1 protein-coding gene is annotated in these 562 nt (G+C 59.4%); it reads right to left on the reverse strand.

Features of this window, described 5'->3' with window-relative positions; all coding sequences use genetic code 11:
* Positions 1 to 562, reverse strand: a 562-nt coding sequence (locus AACY08_RS28310; protein ID WP_339472407.1) for a biotin/lipoyl-containing protein, incomplete at both ends; no start/stop codon positions are given.

Here is a 562-nt window from a genome sequence, read left to right on the forward strand (position 1 = left end):
GCAATCGTGCCGTCGAACGGGGCGGTGAGGCTATGCTCCATCTTCATCGCTTCGAGCGTGACGAGCTTCTGGCCCTTGGTGACGGTGTCGCCTGCGGCCACGTCCACCGCGATGATGCGGCCAGGCATCGGCGAGAGGATCGCGCCGTCGGCGGCGGTGCCTGCTACATTACCGCGCGTCGCCGATGCCGCAAACCGCCACGTTGCGCCCTGCAGCGTTGCAAAGACGGCTTCGCCTGAAACGTCGAGAATCGGGTAGGCGCGCTGATCGTAGGTTATCAGGCCATCGGTAGCACCGACATATTCACGGTCGCGGTCCATCATTCGGACGCTGTGACACTCATGCCCATTCAGGCGAAACCCAGTGGGCGCGATGTTATGTCTCGCTGGCGCTATCAGTTCAACGGCGACTTGATCGAGTATCCACTGTGGAGGATCAACCTCATAGATCACGTCGTCCTGATGTTGCTCGATAAAACCAGTGTGAACTCTTCCGCGCATAAAGTCGGGGTTCACCAATAAGGCATGAAGAAACGTCGCGTTGGTACGCAGCGGCCAAACCT

Source organism: Pseudomonas sp. EL_65y_Pfl1_R83, from assembly GCF_963970695.1.
Classification (GTDB): Bacteria; Pseudomonadota; Gammaproteobacteria; order Pseudomonadales; family Pseudomonadaceae; genus Aquipseudomonas; species Aquipseudomonas tritici.